Annotated in this window: 14 protein-coding genes; 7 read left to right on the forward strand and 7 right to left on the reverse strand. The window is 54.5% G+C overall.

Annotation, left to right across the window (positions count from 1 at the left end):
- Positions 1–21 precede the first annotated feature (21 nt).
- Positions 22–636 carry a glycerol-3-phosphate 1-O-acyltransferase PlsY gene (gene plsY, locus HC231_RS04395; RefSeq protein ID WP_208229894.1) on the reverse strand — a complete coding sequence of 205 codons (615 nt, stop codon included), beginning with the start codon at positions 634–636 and terminating at the stop codon, positions 22–24.
- Between the two features lie 137 nt (positions 637–773).
- On the opposite strand from plsY, the gene folB reads away from it, so the two are divergent.
- Complete coding sequence (gene folB / locus HC231_RS04400) at positions 774–1,127, forward strand: bifunctional dihydroneopterin aldolase/7,8-dihydroneopterin epimerase (RefSeq protein WP_048637641.1); 354 nt, start codon at positions 774–776, stop codon at positions 1,125–1,127.
- A 343-nt stretch (positions 1,128–1,470) separates the two neighbouring features.
- Positions 1,471–2,289 (forward strand): undecaprenyl-diphosphate phosphatase, encoded by an 819-nt coding sequence (bacA, locus tag HC231_RS04405; protein WP_208229895.1) that lies wholly within the window; start codon positions 1,471–1,473, stop codon positions 2,287–2,289.
- Positions 2,290–2,333: 44 nt separating this feature from the next.
- Here bacA and HC231_RS04410 read toward each other — a convergent pair whose 3' ends face one another.
- Positions 2,334–3,581, reverse strand: a complete 1,248-nt coding sequence (locus tag HC231_RS04410; protein ID WP_208229896.1) for a multifunctional CCA addition/repair protein — start codon at positions 3,579–3,581, stop codon at positions 2,334–2,336.
- Between the two features lie 84 nt (positions 3,582–3,665).
- Complete coding sequence (locus tag HC231_RS04415; RefSeq protein WP_208229897.1) at positions 3,666–4,286, reverse strand: TIGR04211 family SH3 domain-containing protein; 621 nt, start codon at positions 4,284–4,286, stop codon at positions 3,666–3,668.
- Between the two features lie 263 nt (positions 4,287–4,549).
- Here HC231_RS04415 and HC231_RS04420 point away from each other — a divergent pair, with 263 nt between their 5' ends.
- The 5 genes from HC231_RS04420 to HC231_RS04440 all read left to right on the forward strand — a co-directional run bounded on the left by HC231_RS04420 (position 4,550) and on the right by HC231_RS04440 (position 12,625).
- Complete coding sequence (locus HC231_RS04420) at positions 4,550–5,884, forward strand: CYTH domain-containing protein (RefSeq protein ID WP_208231221.1); 1,335 nt, start codon at positions 4,550–4,552, stop codon at positions 5,882–5,884.
- 54 nt (positions 5,885–5,938) lie between these two features.
- Complete coding sequence (glnE, locus tag HC231_RS04425) at positions 5,939–8,791, forward strand: bifunctional [glutamate--ammonia ligase]-adenylyl-L-tyrosine phosphorylase/[glutamate--ammonia-ligase] adenylyltransferase (protein ID WP_208229898.1); 2,853 nt, start codon at positions 5,939–5,941, stop codon at positions 8,789–8,791.
- A gap of 103 nt (positions 8,792–8,894) precedes the next feature.
- Positions 8,895–10,328, forward strand: coding sequence for a bifunctional D-glycero-beta-D-manno-heptose-7-phosphate kinase/D-glycero-beta-D-manno-heptose 1-phosphate adenylyltransferase HldE (gene hldE, locus HC231_RS04430; RefSeq protein ID WP_208229899.1), 1,434 nt, complete (start codon positions 8,895–8,897; stop codon positions 10,326–10,328).
- A 15-nt stretch (positions 10,329–10,343) separates the two neighbouring features.
- The gene (gene ligA, locus HC231_RS04435; RefSeq protein ID WP_208229900.1) at positions 10,344–12,398 is read left to right on the forward strand and encodes an NAD-dependent DNA ligase LigA; all 2,055 of its coding nucleotides are present in this window, start codon (positions 10,344–10,346) and stop codon (positions 12,396–12,398) included.
- Positions 12,399–12,400: 2 nt separating this feature from the next.
- The gene (locus tag HC231_RS04440) at positions 12,401–12,625 is read left to right on the forward strand and encodes a DUF3820 family protein (RefSeq protein ID WP_208229901.1); all 225 of its coding nucleotides are present in this window, start codon (positions 12,401–12,403) and stop codon (positions 12,623–12,625) included.
- A gap of 31 nt (positions 12,626–12,656) precedes the next feature.
- On the opposite strand, the gene HC231_RS04445 is transcribed toward HC231_RS04440, so the two are convergent.
- The 4 genes from HC231_RS04445 to garD all read right to left on the reverse strand — a co-directional run bounded on the left by HC231_RS04445 (position 12,657) and on the right by garD (position 17,473).
- Complete coding sequence (locus HC231_RS04445; protein WP_208229902.1) at positions 12,657–13,013, reverse strand: FlxA-like family protein; 357 nt, start codon at positions 13,011–13,013, stop codon at positions 12,657–12,659.
- Between the two features lie 213 nt (positions 13,014–13,226).
- Entirely contained in the window at positions 13,227–13,583 is a 357-nt protein-coding gene (locus tag HC231_RS04450; protein ID WP_208229903.1) for a FlxA-like family protein, read from the reverse strand.
- 87 nt (positions 13,584–13,670) lie between these two features.
- On the reverse strand, positions 13,671–15,206 hold the full coding sequence (locus HC231_RS04455) for a methyl-accepting chemotaxis protein (RefSeq protein ID WP_208229904.1): 1,536 nt from the start codon (positions 15,204–15,206) through the stop codon (positions 13,671–13,673).
- Between the two features lie 701 nt (positions 15,207–15,907).
- Positions 15,908–17,473 (reverse strand): galactarate dehydratase, encoded by a 1,566-nt coding sequence (garD, locus tag HC231_RS04460; RefSeq protein ID WP_208229905.1) that lies wholly within the window; start codon positions 17,471–17,473, stop codon positions 15,908–15,910.
- Positions 17,474–17,629: the final 156 nt, after the last annotated feature.

Genomic DNA, 17,629 nt, shown 5'->3' on the forward strand with positions numbered 1-17,629 from the left:
TGGCCGGCGCGTAGCGGGATGTTACTCGGCTGGTTTTTTCTTCTTCCGTAGTTTGTTCCAGATTTTGCTTTCCTGACCGCGCCATAAACGCTGAATGTTGTCGTGATGACGCACCAGTATCAGGCAGGAAAGCATGGCGACGGGAAAAGTAAACTGCGGCTTAAACCACCAAACATAAAACGGCGCAATCAGCGCGCTGATAATCGCCCCCAGCGACGAGTAGCCGCTCAGCAGCACGGTAAGCAGCCAGGTTCCCGTCATCAGACCGGTAAGATCCCAGCCGATTGGCGCAATGGCGCCGAATGCCGTGGCGACGCCTTTGCCGCCCCGGAAATGAAAAAATACCGGATAGATGTGGCCGAGACAGGCGGCGATGGCGGTCAAACCCAGGTAGAGCGGAGGAACGCCCAACGCATACGCCGCCCACACGGGCAGCATTCCTTTCAATATGTCGAAGACCAGTACGGTGGCGGCGACGGATTTGCCGCCGATACGTAATACGTTGGTGGCGCCGGGATTTCCTGAGCCATGCTCGCGAGGGTCCGGCAGTCCGGCGATCCGGCAGACCAGAATCGCGCTGGAAATGGAGCCACACAGATACGCGATTAATATCATACCAAGCGCGGTAGCACTCATAACGCGGTTCCGTTTAATAGAAAGACGTTCAATAAAAGGACGTTTAATAAGGGTCGTTTTACTCTTTGCATCTGTGGATAATACGCATATTCCGTCGGAAGTGGTATCCGACAACGACAAAAACAGAGAATGGCGTGATGGATATCGTATTTATTGAGGAACTTACCGTAATCACCACTATTGGCGTTTACGACTGGGAACAGACCATCCAGCAGAAGCTGGTGTTCGATATCGAAATGGGCTGGGATAATCGTCAGGCGGCGGGAAGCGACGACGTTAACGACTGCCTGAGCTATGCCGATGTCAGCGAGGCCGTGATTGCGCTGGTGGCGGGACAGCGCTTCGCGCTGGTTGAACGGGTGGCGGAAGAGGTGGCGACAATGCTTATGCAGCGTTTCTCCATCCCCTGGCTGCGCATTAAGGTTTGCAAGCCGGGCGCGGTGGCGCAGGCGCGGCAGGTCGGCGTAATTATTGAGCGCGGGACGCGATAAATCCGATTTTACTTAAATAATGCTGCGCTGCGCGTAACGAAACAGTAACCTGCGAGGTCTATAAAACGGGTATAGCGGCCGCCGGCAACGCCGCCGCTTTTTTATGGGCCGTCGCAAGCGACGAGCAGAATCGTTTCAGGCGTTTTTGTATGGCGGGCTATCCCTGCCCGCCCCCTTTCGGGCCGTCGCAAGCGACGTTCAAAAACGCTCCGGGCGTTTTTGTATGGCGGGCTATCCTTGCCCGCCCCCCTTCGGGCCGTCGCAAGCGACGTTCAAAAACGCTCCAGGCGTTTTTGTATGGTCTAAAGTTGTTGTTTTAATAATAAGAAGCAAAGGATTCTAGATGGCAGATCTGCATTCATTGTTAGTTGCATTTATTCTTGGTGTGGTTGAGGGGCTTACTGAGTTTTTACCCGTATCTTCCACCGGTCATATGATTATTGTCGGTCATTGGCTGGGATTTGCGGATGACAAGGCAAAAACCTTTGAGGTGATCATTCAGCTCGGCTCGATTCTTGCGGTGGTCGTGATGTTTTGGCGTCGCTTGTTTGGCCTTATCGGCATCCATTTCGGTCAGGTTCCGCATGAAGGCCATACCCCCGGGCGTTTAAAACTGAGCCATATCCTGCTGGCGATGATCCCGGCCGTGGTGCTTGGCCTGATTTTTCACGATGTGATCAAATCGCTGTTTGAACCCAGAAACGTCATGTATGCGTTAGTGGTCGGCGGCCTGCTGCTGCTGGCGGCGGAATGGTTGAAGCCCCGGCATCCACGGGCCGTCGGGCTGGATGACATTACTCACCGCCAGGCGTTTATGATCGGCTGCTTCCAATGTCTGGCGCTCTGGCCGGGTTTTTCCCGCTCCGGCGCCACGATTTCCGGCGGGATGCTGGTAGGCGTCAGCCGTTATGCCGCATCGGAGTTCTCTTTTATTCTGGCGGTTCCCATGATGCTGGGCGCGACGGTGCTGGATCTTTATAAAAGCTGGCATTTTCTGTCGCTGGCCGATGTGCCGATGTTCGCCGTAGGTTTTATCACGGCCTTTATCGTGGCGCTGATTGCGATTAAAACCTTTTTGCAGATTATCAAACGCATCTCTTTCGTTCCTTTCGCGATTTACCGCTTTATCGTCGCGGCGGCGGTGTATGTGGTGTTTCTGTAATTCTGCCGCAAAGTAAAAAAGCCGCGCTGTGGCGCGGCTTTTGCTTATATCGCTGACGGGGCGTTATCCGCCAGTTGCGCTTTCCACCGTTGCAACGCTTTGCTACGGCGGCGATTAAGCTCGTTGCGTACCTCAATGCCCTGAAAACCGTCGGCGACGACTTCCGCGCTGGTGACGCCGCACGCGACGCGAAAAGCCTCGCGCAGATAATCGCCTTGCGGGTAAGCGGTTTCCTCAAAGCCGGCGCGCCCGCGGGCGTCCGCTTCGCTGGTGATCGCCAACTGTTCCAGCCGCTGCGGTTTCCGCCAGACATCCAGGGCGTCAAACAGCTTCAGCAACGTCTTAGGCTGCAATACCTGAACCGTATGCACCAGATCGTGATATTCCGCGACCAGTTTCGCCAGATCCCGAATATGGTTGGGAATTCGCAGTCGCAGGCACAAAGCCTCAACCAGTTTCACCCCCGCCGGACCGTGACCGTGATGCCGGGGCCAGAGTTCCGGCGGCGTCAGTCCTTTGCCAAGATCGTGGCACAGGGTGGCGAAACGCACGTCGACATCCGGGGTGAGACGGGCGGCGATAGCCAGCGTCATTAGCGTGTGAACGCCGGTGTCGATTTCCGGGTGCCATTTGGCCGGCGCCGGAATGCCGTAAAGCCTATCGATTTCGGGAAACAGTACGGCAAGCGCGCCGCAATCTCTGAGCACCTGAAAATAGACCTGCGGGGATTGGGTTGCGAGCGCCTTTTCGGTTTCTTTCCAGACGCGCTCCGGCGTCAGATAAGCAAGTTCGCCCTCATGCGTCATTTTTTGCATCAGCGCCATGGTTTCTTCGGCGATCTGGAAACCAAGGTCGGCGAAGCGGGCGGCAAAGCGCGCCACACGCAATACGCGTAGCGGATCTTCGCTAAAGGCGTCGGAAACATGGCGCAGCAGGCGGTGTTCCAGATCCCGGCGGCCGTGATAGGGATCGACCAACTCGCCCTGTTCCGTACGGGCAATCGCATTAATGGTCAGATCCCGGCGCAGTAAGTCCTGCTCCAGCGTGACATCCGGCGCGGCATGGCAAACAAAACCGGTATAGCCGTTGCCTGATTTTCGCTCGGTACGGGCCAGCGCATACTCCTCATGGCTGACCGGATGCAAAAATACGGGAAAATCTCTCCCTACCTGCTGATAACCCTGCGCCAGCATTTGCTCCGGCGTTGCGCCAACCACTACCCAGTCTCGTTCGGTAACGGGCAAATTAAGCAGACTGTCCCGTACGGCGCCGCCGACAAGGTAAATATTCAACCTCTGGCTCCTGTGAATGTATCGTCATATTCATGACATATTACCATTTTTGCGCATTATTACCGTTACAGACAGCAGATAACGCTAACTCATCCAGCGGTCATTCTTTTTGCGGCGGGGGATAATATGCGGCAGCAGCAGGCCCAACAGGAGTCCGGCGCCGGCCACGCCGCCGCCGTACAGGAACCATTGCAGAATGATGGTTCGCTGTTTATCGTCAAGCTGGACATTCGCGGCGCTGACTTTCTTCTGAGCCACGATGAGCTGATTTTTCAATTCCTGATTTTCGTTACGCAACCCGTTGATAATACCATCGCTGGCGGCGACTTTCTGTTGCATTTCGGCCGTGCGCTGGTTCCAGGTTTGATCGATATTCTTCAGTTTTTCCGTCAGATCGTTGACCTGATGTTCCAATTCCGGCACGCGGGTTTTCAGGCTGGGGGTTTCGCTCAACTGATCGAGCGGGATCCAACTGGTGCGGTTTCTGTCATCGCGGATTTGCGCGTAGCCCGCGGCTTGATTAACGCTGAGCACCGCCACTTCATCGCCCGCGTTCAACGTACCGACGATACGGTATTGATTGCCTGGGCCGCTATGAATATAGGTCAGTAACTCATCGGAAATATAACGTTTTTCTTCCGCATGAACGGTCAAACTTGAAGCAAGGGTCATCAAGGTAAAGCAAATCAGGAGTAATTTCTGCATAAGATCATCATGTTGCGTGAGTCATAGGATGATAGTAGAGGGTTAAGTCTGACGAGGCAATGGTTAAACCTGAATGAGAACTTTCTCACTCTTGTTCAGGATGCCAGCTTTCCAGGCCGTTGATATTGCGCGCTGATGGGAATCGAACCGATAACCGCGCAGGCGGAAACAAGCAAAAATCAGAGGGTGCGGCAAAAGTGGCAAGGTGAAGTAAAATGTTATCTACTAACGGAATTGGCGCTGAACCCGATGTGGTAAAAGTTATGAGTGAAGAAATTGAACTGAAATTTATTGTTCACCCCGACAGTGTTGATTCGCTGCGCAAACAGCTATCTGTCTGGCAGAGCGAATACAGCCATGCCGAGCATATCCATGCCCAGCGGCTGTCGAATACCTATTATGAGACGGCGGACAATTTCCTGCGCCGGCATGGCATAGGGCTGCGCATCCGCGGCGAGAACGAACGCTATGAAATGACGGTGAAAACCGCCGGTAAAGTGATTGGCGGGCTGCATCAGCACTCGGAATACAACGTGCCGCTGGAAAAAGCGGAACTGGATCTTGCTCTCCTACCGGCGGATATCTGGCCTGAAAACTGCGATCCCGCAGCGCTTCAGCACGCGCTGCAACCGTTGTTCAGCACTGACTTCACCCGCGAGAAGTGGGTGGTCACTTATCATCAAAGCCTGATTGAGGTTGCCCTTGATCAGGGCGCGATTCGCGCGGGCGAACTCAGTGAACCGCTGAGCGAGCTGGAGATGGAGCTTAAGCTGGGGCAGACTTCGGATCTGTTTGAACTGGCGGCGGAAATCGCCGAGTTTGGCGGTCTGCGTCAGGGTAGCCTCAGTAAAGCCGCCCGCGGGTATCATCTGGCGAAAGGCAATCCACCCCGCGAGTGCCGTCCGGTCGGCATCCTGGTTCTGGAGCCGAAAACCAATATCGATCAGGCGATTGGCGCGGCATTGGAGTACGCGCTGGGCCATTGGCAATATCATGAAGAGCTGTGGGTTCGCGGCAATATGGAGGCTCGCCGCGCATTGCCGCAGGCCGGCGCGCTGATTCGCGAAATGCTGGTGTTGGTCGGGGGCGTGATTCCCCGCAAGGTAACGACTCTGTTCCGCGCCGCGCTCGCCAGCCTGGAAGATAAAGTACAAGGTTCCGAAAATGCGGAACCCCTATGCTACAGCGTGGAGTATTTGCAAAGTAAGCTGGTGCTTACTTCATGGCTGGTCGAGGCAGGCTGGCGCAGCCATATGGATAATAAAGAGCGTATTAAGCTACAGGGTTCTTATAAACGTTTCGCCGACATCATGCTGGGGCGTAGTTGCGCCGAGCTGAAACACACCTTCGTCGACTCCCTGAGCGACGTACAATATGTACAGCAACTGCCTCGTTTACAGCGCAATATTTGCGCTCTTCAGCTGTTATCCGGCGCCTATCCGGCCGAACAGGTGGAGGCGTATATCGAGCGCTGGCGGGCTTTAATCAAGGCGGTTGAACAACTGTCAGACGAGCGCTCGCCGTCGCCATATCTGGAAACCTGCCGTAAACAGGCGTTGGCTCAGCCGCCGTTCTGGTTACACAGCGGCGAAAATTAACCGTTAACTGCGCTCACCCGCGCTTGAAGCGGGCGGCGTCTCAAGGGAATCACCATGTCGACACTTCCTTTGCCGTCTTTGCCGCCGCTGCTGGCGGAACAGTCTCAACGGGCTCTGTTCCGTCTGCAAGAGGTTGCCGCCGACCACGCTCCGGCGACGGAGAGCGATCTCGCCGTATTGGCGATGAGCGATTTCGTCGGCGATGCGCTGATTCGCTACCCGGACTGGTGGGAGGAACTGCGCCGGCAGCCGCCGCAGCCGGAAGAGTGGCGGCATTATTCCGCGTGGCTGAGCAAGGTTCTGGCGGAAGCGCGTGATGAAACGGCGCTGATGAAGGTTCTGCGGCAGTTTCGCCGTCATATGTTGGTGAGGATCGCCTGGTCGCAGGCGCTGCGCGTCAGCAGCACGGAGCAAACGCTGCGGCAGCTCAGCGAGCTGGCGGAAACGTTGATCATCTCGGCCCGCGACTGGCTGTATCAAGCCTGCTGCCGGGATTGGGGCACGCCCGTCAATGCGCAGGGCATTCCCCAACCGCTGCTTATTCTGGGTATGGGCAAGCTGGGCGGCGGCGAACTGAATTTTTCTTCCGATATCGATCTGATTTTCACCTACCCGGAGAGCGGTCAAACGCAGGGCGGACGGCGCGAGCTGGATAACGCGCAGTTTTTTACCCGTTTAGGCCAGCGGCTGATTAAGGTGCTGGATCAGCCCACGGTCGATGGCTTTGTGTATCGTGTCGATATGCGGCTGCGGCCGTTTGGCGATAGCGGTCCGCTGGTGCTGAGCTTTGCCGCGATGGAGGATTATTACCAGGAGCAGGGAAGGGACTGGGAGCGCTACGCCATGGTTAAAGCCCGGCTGTTGGGCGGGATGGACGATGAATACAGCCAGGAGTTGCGCCGTACGCTGCGGCCTTTTGTCTTCCGGCGCTATATCGATTTCAGCGTTATTCAATCGCTGCGCAACATGAAGGGGATGATTGCCCGCGAGGTCCGCCGGCGGGATTTGCGCAACAATATCAAGCTGGGCGCGGGCGGCATTCGTGAGATTGAGTTTATCACCCAGGTTTTCCAGCTTATCCGCGGCGGCCGCGAGCCGGGGCTGCAGGAAAGGGCGCTATTGCCGACGCTGCGTCATATCGGGGAACTGGGCCTGCTGGCGCAGTCGCAGGTGGTTGAACTCAGCGAGGCGTACTGCTTTCTGCGCCGGCTGGAAAATCTGCTGCAGGCGATTGCCGATGAGCAAACGCAAACCCTGCCCGACGATGAACTCAATCAATCGCGGCTGGCATGGGGCATGGGCTTTGATGACTGGACGATGCTGCAGCAGGCGTTGCTGCGGCACACGCAGTCCGTACGCCGCGTGTTTGATGACTTAATTGGCGACGACGTACAGGATAATAGCGCTACTCCCGAACACGACAGCTATCGCAGCCTGTGGCAGGATACGCTGGATTACGCCGATCTGGCCTCGCTGACGCCGCACCTGACGGAAAGCGTGCGGGAAAAATTGCTGCGCGAGGTGGTTGATTTTCATCATGATGTGACCAAGCGCACTATCGGCCCGCGTGGACGCGACGTACTCGATCAACTGATGCCCAATCTGCTGGCGGAAGTGTGCGCCCGGCAGGAAGCCGATATCATTTTATCCCGCTTAACCCCGCTGCTGCTGGGGATCGTCACCCGCACCACCTACCTGGAGCTGCTGCTGGAATCGCGGCCCGCGTTGGCGCAGTTGATTCGGTTGTGCGCGGCTTCGCCGATGGTGGCTAGCCAACTGGCGCGCTATCCGCTACTGCTTGATGAACTGCTCGATCCCGCCACCCTCTATCAACCGACCGCGCCGGAAGCCTATGCCGATGAGTTGCGTCAATATCTGATGCGCGTCCCGGAAGACGATGAAGAGCAGCAGTTGGAGGCGGTGCGCCAGTTCAAACAGGCTCAATTGTTGCGTATCGCCGCCGGAGATATTGCGGGCGCGCTGCCGGTGATGAAAGTAAGCGACCACTTAACCTATCTGGCCGAAGCGATTATCGCCGCGGTTGTACAGCAGGCATGGTCGCTGATGGCCGCGCGTTACGGTCAGCCGTCGCATTTGCGCCAGCGCGAGGGACGCGGTTTCGCCGTCATCGCCTATGGCAAGCTGGGCGGTTGGGAATTAGGCTACGGCTCCGATCTGGATCTGGTTTTTCTGCTGGATTGTCCGCCCGATGTCATGACTGACGGCGAGCGCAGCATCGATGGCCGCCAGTTTTATCTGCGGCTGGCCCAGCGCGTGATGCATCTGTTCAGCACGCGCACGTCGTCGGGCATTTTGTATGAGGTGGATGCGCGTCTGCGGCCCTCCGGGGCGGCGGGCATGCTGGTCAGCACGGTTGACGCGTTTGATGATTACCAGCGTAACGAAGCCTGGACCTGGGAACATCAGGCGCTGGTGCGGGCGCGTATGGTTTACGGCGAAAGCGGCATACAGCAGCAGTTTGAGTCGATACGCCGCAATATTCTCGGCCGTGAGCGCGATCCCGACAAACTGCGCACCGAAGTGCGTGAAATGCGCGAGAAGATGCGCCAGCATCTGGCGAACAAAGACAAAACGCTGTTTGATCTGAAAACGGACGCCGGCGGGATCACCGACATTGAGTTTATCGTTCAGTATCTGGTGCTGCGCTATGCTTCACAAGAGCCGCGTTTGACTCGCTGGTCGGATAATGTGCGAATTCTAGAGATGATGGCGCGCTACGGCGTGATGGAAGAGAGTGAGGCCGATGCCCTGAAACTGGCTTACGTCACGATGCGCAATGAGCTACACCATCTGGCGCTGCAGGAGATATCCGGCCGGGTAAGCCAGGATAGGTTTACGGCTGAACGGCAACAGGTTTTACAAAGTTGGAGCAAGTGGCTGGGTTGAGAAGCGCTTCGCATTCTGTTTAACCGGGGAGCGCTTTTTGCTGGTAATAATCAGGCCTGTGATATTATGACGCGCATTATGCGAAATGAGCTTGGAGTATGGGATGAAAGTTACGCTGCCTGATTTCCGCCGCGCGGGCGTATTAGTGGTTGGGGATGTCATGTTGGACCGCTACTGGTATGGGCCGACCAGCCGGATTTCGCCGGAAGCGCCGGTGCCGGTGGTGAAGGTGGATACGATAGAAGAGCGGCCGGGCGGGGCCGCCAACGTGGCGATGAATATCGCATCCCTGGGCGCGCTTTCCCGCTTGGTCGGCCTGACGGGGATTGACGACGCCGCGCGCGCCCTGAGCAGCAAACTTAACGAAGTCAACGTGAAGTGCGATTTCGTCTCCGTGCCGACGCATCCGACGATTACCAAACTGCGCGTGTTGTCCCGTAATCAGCAGTTGATCCGGCTGGATTTTGAAGAGGGTTTCGACGGCGTCGATCCGCAGCCGATGATTGAGCGTATCCAGCAGGCGTTGCCGAATATCGGCGCGTTGGTGCTGTCCGATTACGCGAAAGGGGCGCTCGCCCATGTTCAGACGATGGTCCAGACGGCAAGAGCGGCGGGCGTACCGGTATTGATCGATCCGAAAGGAACGGATTTTGCCCGTTACCGCGGGGCGACGCTGTTGACGCCTAACCTGTCGGAATTCGAAGCGGTGGTCGGGCGTTGTCAAAATGAAGAGGAACTGGTGTCGCGCGGTATGCAACTGGTGGCTGATTACGATCTCTCCGCGCTGCTGATCACGCGTTCCGAGCAGGGTATGACGCTGTTGCAGCCGGGAAAAGCGCCGTTGAATCTGCCGACGCAGGCGCAGGAAGTGTATGACGTGACCGGCGCGGGAGATACGGTTATCGGCGTGCTGGCCGCGGCGCTGGCCGCAGGCAATCCGCTTGAAGAAGCCTGTTTCCTGGCTAATGCCGCGGCGGGCGTGGTGGTCGGCAAATTGGGCACTTCAACGGTAACGCCGATCGAGCTGGAAAACGCCATTCGCGGCCGCGCGGAAACCGGGTTCGGCGTGATGAGCGAGCCGCAACTGAAAGAAGCCGTGGAGCAGGCGCGTCAGCGCGGCGAAAAGATCGTCATGACCAACGGCTGCTTCGATATTCTGCATGCGGGACACGTCTCCTATCTTTCTAATGCCCGCAAACTTGGCGATCGCCTGATTGTCGCCGTGAATAGCGATGCCTCGACCAAACGCCTGAAAGGGCCGAGCAGGCCGGTTAACCCGCTGCCGCAGCGCATGATCGTGCTGGGAGCATTAGAGTCCGTTGATTGGGTAGTGGCGTTTGAGGAGGATACTCCGCAGCGTCTGATTGCCGAAATCCTACCGGATATTCTGGTAAAAGGTGGCGATTATCAGCCGCATCAAATCGCGGGCAGCGAAGAGGTATGGGCCAACGGCGGCGAGGTTAAGGTGCTGAATTTTGAAGACGGTTGTTCCACCACCAACATTATTAACGCCATTAAAGCCGGTAAGTCTGAATAACTGACTGAAATAAGTATGAATCCATTGAATATAGCGTCAGACGAAGTGCGTGAGGCCACCTCACGGATAGCAGAACTGCGCACGTTATTGCGCCATCATGAATATAAGTATCACGTGGAAGACGCGCCGGAAATTCCCGATGCCGAATATGACCGGCTGATGCGCGAGCTGAAAAGTCTGGAAGAGGCTTATCCCCAGTTGGTGACCAGCGACTCGCCGACTCAGCGCGTCGGCGCCGCGCCGCTCGCGGCGTTCGAGCAGGTTCATCATGAAGTGCCGATGCTGTCGTTGGATAACGTATTTGATGAAGAAAGCTATCTGGCGTTCAGCAAACGTATCGGCGATCGGTTGAAAAATGAGGAAGACCTGACCTTCTGCTGTGAATTGAAGCTGGACGGACTGGCCGTCAGTCTGCTGTACGAAGACGGCGTGCTGGTGCGCGCGGCGACGCGCGGCGACGGCACTACCGGCGAAAATATTACCTCCAACATTCGCACCATCGGCGCGATCCCGCTTTGTTTAAGCGGTGAGGGCATTCCGCGCCGCCTGGAAGTGCGCGGTGAAGTTTTTATGAAACATAGCGGTTTCGAGAAACTTAATGAAGAGGCGCGCCGCACCGGCGGTAAAGTCTTTGCTAACCCGCGGAACGCGGCGGCGGGTTCGCTGCGTCAGCTTGATCCCCGCATTACGGCCAAACGTCCGCTGACCTTTTTCTGCTATGGCGTGGGGCTGCTGGAAGGGGGAGAGCTGCCGGGCAGTCATTGGCAGCGCCTGATGCAATTCAGGGCGTGGGGCTTACCTGTCAGCGACCGCATCAAGTTGTGTACCGGCAGTCAGGAAGTGCTTGATTTTTACCGTCATATTGAGCAGGAACGCGGTTCGCTGGGTTTTGATATCGACGGCGTGGTCATCAAGGTGGACGACCTGGCGCTGCAGGAGCGGCTGGGGTTTGTCGCGCGTGCGCCGCGTTGGGCGATAGCGTTTAAATTCCCCGCGCAGGAACAATTGACCTGGGTACGCGATGTTGAGTATCAGGTCGGCCGCACCGGCGCAATTACGCCGGTGGCGCGTCTGGAGCCGGTAGCCGTGGCGGGCGTGATGGTCAGCAATGCGACGCTGCATAATGCTGATGAGATCGAACGCCTTGGATTACAGATCGGCGATCGGGTGATTGTGCGCCGTGCCGGTGACGTTATCCCGCAGATTGTGGGCGTGGTGGCATCGGAACGCCCGCAAGACGCCCGGCCGATCGTGTTTCCCACCGCTTGCCCGGTTTGCGGTTCCGACGTGGAGCGCGTCGAAGGCGAGGCGGTTACCCGCTGTACCGGCGGTCTGATTTGCGGCGCGCAGCGTAAAGAGTCCCTGAAACACTTTGTTTCCCGCCGGGCGCTGGATGTGGACGGTTTGGGTGACAAAATCATCGATCAACTGGTGGAAAAAGAGTATGTCAAAACGCCGGCCGATCTTTTCCGCCTGAGCGCCGGGATTTTAACCGGTCTTGATCGCATGGGGCCGAAGTCGGCGCAAAATCTGGTCAACGCGCTGGAAAAAGCGAAGAACACCACGCTGGCGCGATTCCTGTACGCCTTGGGGATCCGTGACGTCGGCGAAGCGACGGCGGCCAACCTGGCTGCGCATTTCGGTTCGCTTGATGCGTTGTTCGCCGCGGATGAAGAGGCGTTACAGGAGGTTCCCGATGTGGGAACGGTGGTCGCCACCCATGTGCGTCATTTCCTTGAGGAAGAGCACAATCAAAAGGTGATCCGTGAGTTAACCGATCCTGACGGCATCAATATTCACTGGCCCGCGCCGGCGCAGATCAAGGCTGAAGAGATCGACAGTCCGTTTGCGGGTAAGACGTTGGTGCTGACCGGCTCCCTGAGTATCCTGTCCCGCGATGAGGCCAAAGATCGGCTGACGGCGCTAGGCGCGAAAGTGAGCGGCAGCGTATCGAAGAAAACCGATATGGTCATTGCGGGCGAAGCGGCCGGCTCCAAGCTGACAAAAGCGCAGGAGTTGGGGATCCCGGTGATTGATGAAGCTGAGATGATTCGTTTGCTGGGAGAGTAGCGGTGGAAAAAGAAGACCTGATTGAGATTGCCAATATGCAGATGCCGTTTGGTAAATACCAGGGGCGTGCTCTGATCGATCTCCCGGAAGAGTATCTACTGTGGTTCGCCCGTAAGGGCGAATTCCCGCAAGGGCGTCTGGGCGAGCTGATGCAAATTACGCTGGCAATCAAAATAGAAGGTCTGCAAGGTCTGGTTAAGCCATTGAAACGTAATCACAAGGCATGATTTTATCTCATGCCTTGCCTGCTACTTGCCGTTAAACATAAAGGTTAATTTGATTTTCTTCCGTTGGGCGATTAACGCCATCGGCCTGCGCTGACAGACTATTCTCATCTGTTCCGGTATCTTCTACAGACTGCTTCGCCTGGGCGCTTTCTTGCGCTTGTTGGGCCTCAAGTTGAGCGATCTGCGCTTCAATAGCCTGGATCTGGGCCTGCAACGTTTCGCTCTGAGTTGACGCTGTTTCTGAGTCTCCAGATGAACTTGATACGTTCTCAAGCTGCTCTGTCAGTTTTTCAAGCTTCTGAGTTAATTGATTGATCTTCTGAGCATAGGTTTGCGAATCGCTGCCCGAAGATGACGTTACTGATGAAACCGCACTGATGCTGGACATTTCTCCTCCTGATAAAGATCACACATAGTGTGAATTTATTATCGGTAAATACGCTTTCGTATTGAGGATAATTGGGTTGTTAAGACGAATGATTGTCGTCAAAACTTGGTAATACATGTAACAAAAGGTGTTTATCTTGTTTTTGTCGCCGCCTTGCCATTGTTTACGTTTTCATCGCAACTGATATTTCAGTCGCGTATTTTTATGATGACATTATACGTAAAGATCAAGCCGGCCGTTTTCCGATGCGGCGTCGCCTATATCCTGGGCTTCCGATATGTTGGCGTCCGCCGGCGGCGGAGAAACCGGTTGACCCTGTTGCAAGGCGGATACCTGGGAATGGAGAGCAACCAATTGCGCTTGGATAATCTGTTTCTGTTCCTGAATTTGAGTATTACTTAAACCGTCATCTCCACTGACGGCGGTGGTATTGAGTTGCGATAGCTTTTCGTTAAGATGGCTAATGCGTTGATTAAGCTGTGTAACCTGTTGGTCGACATCGTTAGCAGTATTAGATGTGATCGGCGCAATAGAAGAAACTAAAACCAGAGCAATAGAAGATGTAGACATCGTTTTATCCTCAACGTAAAAATTCCTGACGGCAACTTTACGATTATCGGTTAAATTTCCCCCAACTTTAATATTTAGAAACAATAATCAGCGGCCATAGACACTAATCGCGCTATTTAAGCGTTTCGCCTGGTTGTTCAACCCTTCGGCGGTTTCTGTCGATTGCGTAACCATATCCGTATTGTGCTGCGTCATCTCTTCGATATGGGCAATTGATGTATTGATTAATTCCAGCGCGGATGTTTGCTCGTGGGCGGCATTGCTGATCTCTTTGATCATCGTTGAAACTTGCAGCACCTCGTTCACGATATCGCCGATATGTTTACTGGCATTTTCCACCATCTCCCCGCCTGACTTAACGCTTTTTACATTGTCGTCAATCAGCGCTTTGATCTCTTTCGCCGCGGATGCCGAGTGTTGCGCCAAATTGCGGACTTCGGCGGCCACTACGGCGAATCCTTTACCCTGCACTCCGGCGCGAGCCGCTTCAACGGAGGCATTCAAGGCAAGGATATTGGTCTGAAAGGCGATACTGTCGATCACGCTGATGATATCGACGATTTTATTACTGGCATTGGAAATCGAATCCATCATGCCGCTGGTTTCCTGCATGATTTCCCCGCCTTTGATGGCGGTGCGGCTGGCGGTCTCCGCCATTTGTGTGGCCTGAGCCGCGGTTTCAGAGCTCTGCTGAACCGCAGCGGTAATTTGCTCTATGGCCGCGGCCGTTTGTTGCAGATTGGCGGCGGTTTCTTCCGTCCGGCTATTCAGCGCGACGTTGTTTTCGGCCAGTTTCTGGCTGACATCCGTCATTCCGTTTACCTGGGTGCTGACATCATCGACCAGCGAGTGCAGGTTGAGCCCGAATTGGTTGATGGCCCGCAGCAACAGGCCGATCTCATCAACCCGGTTCAGTCGTATCGGTTTTGCTTTACGGCCTGAGACGACATGCTGCGCCTGTTTCAGAATCGTTTTTAGCGGTTGGGTAATTTGCCGTTGCAGAAAGGTATCCAACAGCAGGATTAACGGCAGAGTAATGGCCGTTAGCCAAAGCGGGTTCACGCCGGCAAGAGAGAGTAAAACCGGGATTATTCCAGCAGTTAGCATCGTCAGACGTAGGCGCCAGCGAACGGACAATTTTTGTAATATTGATAACGGGGAGAATATGCCGCTTCGCACCACTAATCCTTTATATAGCTTACGATTCCCGGCCTGCTTTTTCTTCATTGCAGCATATAGAGGTTCAGCCTGTTTGATTTCATCCGCGCTCGGCGTATTGCGCACGGAGATATAACCCGTTAATTGATTTTGATGATAAACCGGTGTGACATTCGCCCGAACCCAATAATAGTCGCCATTGTTACGTCTGTTTTTTACCAGTCCGGTCCAGCTATCGCCTTGCTTTAAGGTCGACCACATATCTGCGAACGCTTCGACGGGCATATCCGGATGGCGTACAATATTGTGCGGTTGGTTGATTAATTCGGATTCAGCGAAACCGCTGACGTTGATAAATGCAGAATTAGCGTAAGTAATATGACTTTCTCTATCCGTTGTGGACATCAATGTCGTATCCATATCCAACAGATATTCCTGCTGTGTGACAGGCGTATTTAATCTCATCAGAAACCCCTGAGTGTTCATACCCTTATTTATTTGAAGTTTCAGCATTTTTCCGCTAACGCGCAGCTAGCGATAGTCATCCGCCTGACGGTTTATCGGAGAAATAAACGTATCGGGATTGATTAATATTTCTTACTGAAACGCCAAATTTTTGGGGTATATTGCTGTGTAAATTAATCAATGTTCAAAATATGCTCCATCCTTCAGGCTACTGCCATGCCGGCGTATCGTGAAGCGTATGGAGGATATATACCGTTATTGTAATAAGCGTACCGTCGATTTTTAGCGATAACTTGACGTTTCGCCAACGGCCTTCTTTTTAAGATCAATACCTGAATATATTTTCTGTCTTGTCAGGTATTGTAAATTTATGATGAGGAGGATCCCGATGTCAATGAATTCATTTAATTATTAATAAATCAATAGTGAAAAAGCGTTATTAAAGCGAGTAATTAAGAATGATAGGCATATTCAATAAATGGATGGCGGATAGGATGGATGGAAAGATGATATTGCCTATTTGTTAAATATTATTATGCAATAATTTTTGATTTTACTTCGAATGTTGCAAATTATGGTTTTTTATGCGGGCTTATTGCTAATTCGGCAAGGGTGAATACTGGCTATATTGATCCCACATCAAAAACGGTAATAAATAAAATGGCCGGAATTTGTTCCGGCCACAAGAGGAAATATTTCAATCAGGTAACAGGCGCCGGGTTAAAAACGGCTAATGCATTGTGGAGGCCCCATTGATCGGACCAGGTTTTCTTCCGGCCGCTGGCGATGTCCAGAATGAAGCGGAAAAGTTGCCAGCCGACATCTTCAATCGTTGCGTCGCCTGTCGCAATGGTGCCGGCATCAATATCCATCAGGTCGTACCAACGATTCGCCAGCACGGTGCGGGTAGCCATTTTGATGACGGGAACGGCCAACAGTCCGTAAGGCGTGCCGCGACCGGTGGTAAATACCTGCACGGTGATGCCGGAGGCAAGCTGTTGCGTGCCGCAAACAAAATCGCTGGCAGGCGTCGCCGCGTAAATCAGGCCGCGTTTGGTCGGCCGCTGCCCCGGAGAAAGCACTTCGACGATGGCGCTGGTGCCTGATTTGGCGATTGAGCCCAGCGCTTTTTCCACTACGTTGGCCAGTCCGCCTTTTTTATTGCCCGGCGAGGGGTTGGCGCTGCGGTCGGTTTGGCCGTTATCGAGATAATTATCGTACCAGGCCATCTCTTCCAGCAGGCGCTTGCCGACGTCTTCGTTTATGGCCCGCGGCGTCAGCAAATGGATGGCGTCCCGCACCTCGGTAACTTCGGAAAACATCACGGTGGCGCCGCAGCGCACCAGCAGATCGGAGGCGAAGCCGACGGCCGGATTCGCCGTCACGCCGGAAAATGCATCGCTGCCGCCGCACTGCATGCCGACGACCAGTTCGGAAGCGGGGCAGGTTTCACGCTGACGTTTGTTCAATCGCTGTAGGTGCCGATCGGCCGTGGTCAGAATATCGTCCACCATCGATTTAAAACCGACGTGGTGTTCGTCCTGCAAACGCACGATGCTGCTTTCATCCAGCGAGATAGCCTGCACATCCGGCGTTCCTTCCAGCAGACGTTCTGGCTGCAATTTTTCACAACCCAGACCGACAACCAGCACCTCGCCGCCGAAATTGGGATTCAGAGACAAATTGTGAATGGTGCGGATAGGCACGACGGCTGCCGGAGCATTGATGGCTACGCCGCACCCGTAGAGATGATTGAGTGCGACAACGCCATCAACGTTCGGATATTTAGGCAATAAATCCCGCTCGATGATTTTAACCACATAGTCAACCACGCCCGCTACGCAGTGTACGCTGGTGGTGATGCCGAGCAGATTTTTCGTGCCGACGCTGCCGTCCGGATTGCGGTAGCCTTCAAAGGTGTACCCCTCCAGCGGGGGAAGCGCGGCGGGAACTTTGGTCGCCAATGGCAACGTTTCCAGCGCCGGGGCTTTGGGCAATTCGACCAGTGACTCATCAATCCAGCTGCCCTGGGGAATATCCCTTAAGGCATAGCCGATAATTTCGCCATAGCGAATAATGGGCGCGGATTTGGCGATATTAACCAAGGCGACTTTATGACCCTGCGGGATATGCTCAATTAATTCTAATCCAGTATCAAAACGAGTGCCTGCTCGTAAGCCGTTGTCATTAACAATGATGGCGACGTTATCGTCATTATGAACTTTAATGTAAAATGCTTTCGAGGAATTCTGCGTGTTCTGCGACATAGTCTCTCCAGTCAAATACTTATTTCAGAAAACCAATGGTTTTTGTTTTGTTATAGAGTGGGTAATGTAAGTGCTGGCTACATCATATCTGATTTTTAAACGCACTGAATTGTGCAATTGAATAATATTTTTAAATTTTAACCGGGGATGATCTGG

It is taken from the genome of Brenneria izadpanahii (assembly GCF_017569925.1).
In the GTDB taxonomy this organism is placed as follows: domain Bacteria; phylum Pseudomonadota; class Gammaproteobacteria; order Enterobacterales; family Enterobacteriaceae; genus Brenneria; species Brenneria izadpanahii.

Bases quoted from the DNA above. Each gene is read 5' to 3' on its own strand.
- plsY (WP_208229894.1), bottom strand. From the start codon at position 636: ATGAGTGCTACCGCGCTTGGTATGATATTAATCGCGTATCTGTGTGGC.
- folB (WP_048637641.1), top strand. From the start codon at position 774: ATGGATATCGTATTTATTGAGGAACTTACCGTAATCACCACTATTGGC.
- bacA (WP_208229895.1), top strand. From the start codon at position 1,471: ATGGCAGATCTGCATTCATTGTTAGTTGCATTTATTCTTGGTGTGGTT.
- HC231_RS04415 (WP_208229897.1), bottom strand. From the start codon at position 4,286: ATGCAGAAATTACTCCTGATTTGCTTTACCTTGATGACCCTTGCTTCA.
- HC231_RS04420 (WP_208231221.1), top strand. From the start codon at position 4,550: ATGAGTGAAGAAATTGAACTGAAATTTATTGTTCACCCCGACAGTGTT.
- glnE (WP_208229898.1), top strand. From the start codon at position 5,939: ATGTCGACACTTCCTTTGCCGTCTTTGCCGCCGCTGCTGGCGGAACAG.
- hldE (WP_208229899.1), top strand. From the start codon at position 8,895: ATGAAAGTTACGCTGCCTGATTTCCGCCGCGCGGGCGTATTAGTGGTT.
- ligA (WP_208229900.1), top strand. From the start codon at position 10,344: ATGAATCCATTGAATATAGCGTCAGACGAAGTGCGTGAGGCCACCTCA.
- HC231_RS04445 (WP_208229902.1), bottom strand. From the start codon at position 13,013: ATGTCCAGCATCAGTGCGGTTTCATCAGTAACGTCATCTTCGGGCAGC.
- HC231_RS04450 (WP_208229903.1), bottom strand. From the start codon at position 13,583: ATGTCTACATCTTCTATTGCTCTGGTTTTAGTTTCTTCTATTGCGCCG.
- HC231_RS04455 (WP_208229904.1), bottom strand. From the start codon at position 15,206: ATGAGATTAAATACGCCTGTCACACAGCAGGAATATCTGTTGGATATG.
- garD (WP_208229905.1), bottom strand. From the start codon at position 17,473: ATGTCGCAGAACACGCAGAATTCCTCGAAAGCATTTTACATTAAAGTT.